Genomic DNA, 7640 nt, shown 5'->3' on the forward strand with positions numbered 1-7640 from the left:
GAATTTCTACATGGCAAAAAATTTACTGATCGTTGAGTCGCCCGCTAAAGCAAAAACCATTGAAAAAATTCTGGGTAAGGATTTTGAAGTGAGAAGCTGTTATGGTCATATCAGAGACCTGGAAAAGGACGATATGGGCATAGATGTAAACAATCATTATCAGCCCCGTTACAAAGTTCCTGACGAAAAGGAAAAAGTAGTTAAAGAGCTGAAACAAATGGCTAAAAAGGCCGACGAAGTATGGCTGGCATCGGATGAGGACCGTGAAGGAGAAAGTATCAGCTGGCACCTGGCAGAAGTACTGGGTTTAGACCCCCGCTCTACCAAAAGAATTGTATTTCATGAAATTACCGCCCCTGCTATCAGGAAAGCGGTAGACAATCCCCGCCTGATTAATATGAATCTGGTGAATGCCCAGCAGGCAAGAAGGGTGTTGGATCGTTTGGTGGGATTTGAACTGAGTCCGGTTTTATGGCGTAAGATAGGCATGCAAAGAAGCCTTAGCGCAGGCAGGGTTCAGAGCGTAGCCGTTAGATTAATTGTTGAGAGAGAGCGTGAGATTAATCAGTTCATTGCAGAAAGCTCCTATAAAATAGAAGCCATCTTCAAAGCCACTGATATCAACGGGAAACCTGTACAATTTAAAGCAGAAGGACCGGGCAGGTTACATACAACAGAAGAAGCCAGTGCTTTTCTGGAGACTTGCAAAAACGCAAAATACACCGTAAAAGATATTCAGGTAAAACCTGCCAAGAGAACGCCGGCAGCCCCTTTCACTACTTCTACCCTGCAACAGGAAGCCTCCAGGAAAATGGGTTATAGTGTAAGCAAAACCATGTTGATTGCGCAGAAATTATATGAAAGTGGTAAAATCACTTATATGCGTACCGACAGTATTGCATTAAGTGAAACCGCATTGGGAGATATTCAGAATGAAATCAACAAAAGCTACGGAGCCAGATACCACCAGCCCCGTAAGTTCAAGAATAAAAACGAAAGTGCTCAGGAAGCCCATGAAGCCATCCGTCCTACTTATATGAGCAATCATACAGTAGAAGATGAGGAATGTAAACGTTTATACGAACTGATTTGGAAAAGAACCATTGCTTCACAAATGAGCGATGCAGCTTTTGAAAAAACAACAGCTAAAATTGAAGTTAGTACCAACCGGGAAACACTTACAGCAACCGGCGAAGTCATGCAATTCGATGGATTTCTAAAAGTATACATGGAAGGCAAGGACGAAGAAGATGAGGAAAGCACAGAGGGAATGTTGCCCCCGATAAAAGTGAACGAGGTTCTTGATTTTCAGTACATGAATGCCAGTGAGAAATTCACTAAACCTGCGGCCAGGTATACTGAAGCTTCCCTGGTAAAAAAGCTGGAAGAACTAGGCATTGGACGCCCTTCCACTTATGCCCCAACTATTTCTACCATCATGAAAAGGAATTATGTAGAAAAGAGGGACAAGGAAGGAATCAGAAGAGCAGCTACCATATTGAAGCTGACTGCCGGCAACGAAATTGAAAAGGAGATTATTCAGGAAAATACAGGAGCCGAAAAAGGAAAACTATTCCCTACCGATTTGGGTATGGTAGTAACAGATTTCCTGAAACAACACTTTAATAAAGTGATGGACTTTGGCTTTACAGCCAAAATAGAAGCCGAGTTTGATGAAATTGCAGAGGGTAATTTAAAATGGAATAATATGATTGATGGTTTTTATAAACCCTTTCATGAAACCATAGAACATACCCTGGAAAATGCAGAAAGAGCCAAAGGAGAAAGAGAACTGGGTATTGATGCAGCAACAGGTAAAAGAGTAATCGCCCGTATGGGAAGATATGGCCCCATGGTACAAATTGGGGATACCAGTGATGAAAATGAGAAAGCCCGTTTTGCTAAATTAAAACCTTCTCAAAGTATTGAAACCATTACCCTGGAAGAAGCAATGGAACTATTTTCATTGCCAAGAACCCTGGGCGAATATGAGGGAGCAGAATTATCTGTGAACCTGGGTAGATTTGGTCCTTATATAAAATTAGGCGAACAATTCATTTCAATTCCCAAAGGTGAGGACTTGCACGAAATGGATTTAAACAGAGCCGTTCAGCTAATAAAAGAAAAACAGGAAGCCGACGCTCCTATTGCATTTTATAATGAGTTACCGGTAACCAAGGGCAAGGGAAGATTCGGCCCGTTTATAAAATGGAACGACTTGTTTATCAATATTCCAAGGGCTTACAACTATGAATCTTTAAGTGCGCAGGACATTAATGAATTAATTGAAAAGAAACTGGAAAAAGAAGCCAACCGTTTCATACAGCAATGGCCTTCAGAAAAAATTGCCATTGAAAATGGCCGCTGGGGTCCGTTTATCCGATTCCAGAAGAAAATGCTGAAACTCGGGAAACTGGCCGATGGAACCAAACCTACCGCAGAAAGTCTGGAACAAATCAGTTTGGAAGAAGTGAAGAAAATGATTGAAGATCAGTTACCGGGAGCATTCACCAAAAAGACTGCTGCCAAGAAAGCAGCACCTAAAAAAGCGGCTGCAAAGAAAACGGCAACAAAAAAAGCAGCTACAAAGAAATCAGCTACCAAAAAAGCCGCGCCCAAAAAAGCGGCAAAGTAGTATGACAGATTATTCGCCAGCTATTAGAATGGCTGTCAGCAATTTCAAATTTCAGTTATAGCCAATTTGATTCCCATAAAAAAACTCCGACATTGGTCGGAGTTTTTTATTTAAAAGATCGCATTTGCAAATCGAATGACTTTTAATTCTTACGCATTTGTTGATGCCTTTATTAAATCTGGCTAAGCCCTACCCATTTCCCTTAAGAAGCGAACATGGGCTACAACCGCTCTGCGCATGGTAGGATACTCAATGTATTGCAACTGATATTCCTGACAAACCTTCTTTACAATCTCACTGATAGCCGGATAATGCACATGAGAAATTTTTGGGAATAAATGGTGCTCAATCTGAAAGTTTAATCCTCCTACTAACCAGCTAATTAATTTATTCTTGGTAGCAAAATTGGCAGTAGTTTTAATCTGGTGTGCTGCAAACTCATCGGGTAACCTATGTGATTCAACATCTGCAACAGGAAATTCTGTATGCTCCACTGTATGAGCCAGCTGAAAAACAATGCTAAGAACAAAACCCGCAAACAAGCTCATGGTGAAAAATCCAATCACCCAGTTCACCCATCCTACTACAGCAACAGGAATAACAATGAATACTGCAGCATGATACACTTTAACTGCCCAGAATTCAATATGATCAGAAACACTCATTTTCTTTAAAGGAACATTTCCGATTTTTTGAGTGAAGTATTTTTTATAGTCCGTAAAGAAAATCCAGAATACATACAATAACATATATAAAACCCAGAAATACAAATGCTGGAAACGATGCGCTTTCATTCTTTTCTGAGTAGGTGCCATGCGCATTAATATGCCCACTTCAATATCATCATCAACACCATCCACATTGGTAAAACTATGATGAATCATGTTGTGTTTCATGTTCCACATAAAGTGATTGGCTCCTAATAAGCTGATAGAAGAAGCGGCAATTTTATTAACCCACCGGTTGGTGCTAAAACTACCATGGCTGCCGTCGTGCATAACATTAAAACCAATACCAGCGACTAAACCACCTAAAACAATGCATTCAGTAACTGCAAAATACCATGCGGGTGTAAAAAACACCAGATGGGTGTAAACGATTACGAAAGCGATAACCATAATTATCGCTTTGGTAAATAACTTGGGAGTTCCTGTTGCATCAATGCCACGTTCGTCAAAATAGGCTTGTACTCTTTTTTTTAACTCTAAGTGAAGGGATTGCTTAACAGCAGGGAATTTGGGGATAGTAAATGTACTCATTCAAAAAAATTGATAATCTCAAAGGTAGAATTTAACGGTCAATTACGACTGTTAATATTACTAATTTAAAGAGAAAATGACAATAGAACGACAGACTGTTTAAATTATTATGCCACAAATTCAACATATATCCACAAGGTTTGAATAACTTCTCCTTGACCTTTTCACAAAAATGAATTTAGTTTGATATTGAATAGAACCAACTATGCAGGAGACCAAAGAATTAAATGCCCTGTTTACCCTTATTGACGATCCGGATGAAATAGTCTATTCCAGCGTAACAGAAAGACTGGTAGCTTATGGAAAGCCGGTAATCCCGAATCTGGAACATCTTTGGGAAACCACCCCCAATCAGGCAATTCAGGAAAGAATTGAGATGATTATTCATCGTCTGCATTTTACCGATTTACAACAGGATTTAACTGAATGGAAAAACAGTGCATGTCCGGATTTGCTTTTTGGTGCCCTGCTCGTAGCAAAGTTTCAATACCCGGAATTGCAAACCACACCGGTAATACAGGACATTGAAAAAATCAGAAGAAATGTCTGGCTCGAATTAAATAGTTTTTTAACTCCATTGGAACAGGCTAATGTATTAAGCAGCATCATATACAACTATTACCACTTAAAAGGTATTGAATTAAAGTATGATAATCCGGATGAATTTTTTCTTCATAAAGTACTTGAATCCAAGAAAGGAAACGCCATTGCCAATAGCATTATATATCAGGTAATCTGCGAAAAACTAGAAATCAATGCCCGGCTTATTCAGATACCCAAACAATCCCTGATTGCATTTTTTCACTCAGATACTGATTTTAATGACAGCTCTCAATATTACAGAGACCAGATACATTTCTTTATTGATGCTACAAATGGACAAGCTTATTCACACAATGATATTGAGACCTATCTGAATCGCCTGGGTAAAACAGCAGATCCGAATTTCTTCAGACCCAGAACCAACAGAGCCATCATTGGTAAGTTAATCAAGGAGTTATCCCGATGTTTTAACAACACTGAAAATCAGTATAAACAAGAGGAACTAATTCTGTTAGCCAATATTTTGGAAGCGTAATGATTAGCTGGAAAGACTTTGAAAAAATAGATATCAGAACAGGAACCATCCTATCAGTAAATCTATTTCCGGAAGCTATAAAACCTGCCTATCAGCTAAGTATTGATTTTGGTGAACTGGGCATCAAAAAATCCTCTGCACAAATTACTGCCCATTACAATCCGGAGGACCTGATTGGCAAACAAATCATCGCAGTGGTAAATTTCCCTCCCAAAAAAATTGCTCATTTTTTCAGTGAATGCCTGGTATTAGGTGTATATGATCAGCAGAACCAGGTGATTTTACTGGAACCCAATTTACCCGTAATGAATGGGGCAAAAATTGGATAATTAATTGGTTTGTTCAGTATATTTAGAAAGCTAAAACATGCCAATGGGTGAATTGCATTATACGTATTACGAAAGTCCGGTAGGATTATTACAAATAGGAGGCAATGAGCATTTTATTGGCGAATTGAGTTTTGTAGACAATAAAGATCAGTTGCAGCACGGTGTTCCGGGCATTACTGAACTTATGCACCAATGTACGGAACAACTCATTGAATATTTTCATGGAAAAAGAAGACAATTCGATTTACCGGTACACCAGGATGGCACTGATTTTCAAAAAAGAGTCTGGAATAAACTGATGGACATTGAATTTGGAAAAACCATCAGCTACATGGATCTGGCAAAGAAACTGGGCGACCCTAAAGTAATCAGGGCAGCAGCAACCACCAACGGTAAAAATAAAATTGCCATAATTGTTCCCTGTCACAGAGTGATTGGAAGCGACCGTTCTTTAACCGGATATTCTGGTGGCATGTGGCGAAAAAAATGGTTACTACAACATGAATTTAAAATTGCACATGGTGTACAAACCTTATTTTAAAATTTGGACTGGTTGGCTACTGCTTTCCTGTTTGCTTCTGTTTTCCGGATTATATGCCAATCCTTCTCCGAACAGGGTAATCATAATTGGCACCAAACATAACGGCAATAAGATGTTGACCGTTAAAAGCATGTACAACGCAATTAATCGTATTAATCCCGATCTTATTTTAATGGAACTGGATTCAACCATTATAACCAATTGTTCCATCAACAAAGTCTGGGGTGCACAAACAGCAGAATGGCTGGGGATCTGGAAAAATCCCATTGAATACAGGGCTGTAAGAAAATACCAGAAGAAAAACAAGCAGGTCTGTATTTCTCCTTTTGATGTTTTTATACCCAACAGAAAAACATATATAGCCTATCACCAAGCCATGGAAAAAAGCCATCAGGAAACCTTGTCAAAAGTGTATCAACAGGGACTGATGAATAATTCGGAATCAGCTGAATATGAAAAATACTCAGAAATCAATAATGCATTTATGCAATTGCTTGATAGTTCCTTAATACAAATGAACAGGTCTACATTAACAGATACCATTGAAAATATTTTGTATAAGGAAAAACATTTTATACGAAGACTCACCCTTCAGAATCCGGCTCTTCAGCCTTTTGGCAACTGGTACAATGCTCAGCTAGACTTCTGGGATGAAAGAAGTGCTGCAATGAATAAAAAAATATGGGATCAACTGAATGCAAATAGCAATAAAACAATTGTTATTATAACCGGTCTGTTACACAAGGCAGAAATTGAAAATTTTCTACAAAAAAAGGAAATGGTGGATCTGTGCAAATTAATTACCCTGGAATCCGCGCTGTCTAACCCTCCTGTTCCTGATTTCTGAGCCCTGTTCGGAAATAATCCAGTTCCTGCTTCAACTGCAGATAGGGATATTGTTCCTGCAATCTTTGGGTAACTATTTCATATTTATGCAAAAACTGCTGATGCTGCTCCGTAGAAGGATTAAATGGTTTATGCTGATAGGCCAGTTTAACTTCGCGTATAATTTTAAATAACTGAGTACTCGATTCATCAATACAGGCATCTACAAACTTTTCCCAGACATATTGGGTAGCCTGATAATTAGGATGTACCAGATCCTCCGCATAAAAACGATAATCCCTTAAATCATCAATTACCAGTTCATAAGATGGAAAATAATATACATGTTCATGCTCATTAACTAAATCGTGTACAGACTGAATTAAAATTGCTTTGCTACGGTTGTTTTCTATTACCCCTTCTCGCAAATGCCTTACCGGACTGATGGTAAAAATAATTTTGAGAATAGGATTAAAATCCCGCAAGGAAGACAGCACAGAAACCAGCAATAACTTAACAGCTTCTGCAGTTAAAAGCCTCTTTTTAAACCAGGAAGCGGGTGCTTTATGATTATTGGCAACAAGGGTACCTGTTATACCATTTGCAGCGTCTGTTAATTCATATACCCAGGCAGAACCCAGTGTTACAATCATATAACTGGATGTCTTTAAAAACTGATGCGCCTGTGCAATACTATCATTCATTTTAGTAAGCGCATCTTCTTTAGAAATACCGGAATACCTGCTATGAAATTTCCAACTATGCCAGGTTTCATTCAGTTGAAATAAATCTTCTTCCTTTACCTTTTCGTTGTTTATGTAAGATTGAATGGCATCAGCAACACTAACAGGATTAAATAATATCCCATTGGGATTTTCGAGTATCCTGAAAGAATAATTCCTTAAATACTGTCCTATGTTTTCTGTAAAGCAGGAGCCCATAGTCGTGGGAGGCAAGGCACACAGGGGATAGG

Annotated in this window: 6 protein-coding genes; 5 read left to right on the plus strand and 1 reads right to left on the minus strand. The window is 38.8% G+C overall.

Translation table 11 applies throughout. The features are described 5' to 3' along the window. Positions 1–10: 10 nt before the first annotated feature. Positions 11–2635, plus strand: a complete 2625-nt coding sequence (topA, locus tag P767_RS0106315; protein ID WP_026763856.1) for a type I DNA topoisomerase — start codon at positions 11–13, stop codon at positions 2633–2635. A gap of 182 nt (positions 2636–2817) precedes the next feature. Here the strand turns inward: topA and P767_RS0106320 are convergent, their stop codons facing one another. Further along, positions 2818–3894: a fatty acid desaturase family protein gene (locus tag P767_RS0106320; RefSeq protein WP_037351664.1), complete on the minus strand. Its 1077-nt coding sequence runs from the start codon at positions 3892–3894 to the stop codon at positions 2818–2820. Positions 3895–4099: 205 nt separating this feature from the next. Between P767_RS0106320 and P767_RS0106325 the strand changes: the two genes are divergently transcribed. The 4 genes from P767_RS0106325 to P767_RS0106340 are packed head-to-tail and all read left to right on the plus strand — an operon-like array spanning position 4100 to position 6689. Beyond that, entirely contained in the window at positions 4100–4972 is an 873-nt protein-coding gene (locus P767_RS0106325; RefSeq protein ID WP_026763858.1) for a transglutaminase family protein, read from the plus strand. Then, a complete protein-coding gene (locus P767_RS0106330) occupies positions 4972–5301 on the plus strand; it encodes a tRNA-binding protein (protein WP_026763859.1) in 330 nt (109 codons plus the stop codon). Before P767_RS0106325 ends, P767_RS0106330 begins: the two co-directional genes overlap by 1 nt. Positions 5302–5344: 43 nt before the next feature. After that, positions 5345–5842 (plus strand): methylated-DNA--[protein]-cysteine S-methyltransferase, encoded by a 498-nt coding sequence (locus tag P767_RS0106335; RefSeq protein ID WP_026763860.1) that lies wholly within the window; start codon positions 5345–5347, stop codon positions 5840–5842. Continuing rightward, positions 5802–6689, plus strand: a complete 888-nt coding sequence (locus P767_RS0106340; protein WP_157611405.1) for a hypothetical protein — start codon at positions 5802–5804, stop codon at positions 6687–6689. Before P767_RS0106335 ends, P767_RS0106340 begins: the two co-directional genes overlap by 41 nt. Positions 6690–7640: the final 951 nt, after the last annotated feature.

Source organism: Sediminibacterium salmoneum NBRC 103935, from assembly GCF_000511175.1.
In the GTDB taxonomy this organism is placed as follows: Bacteria; Bacteroidota; Bacteroidia; order Chitinophagales; family Chitinophagaceae; genus Sediminibacterium; species Sediminibacterium salmoneum.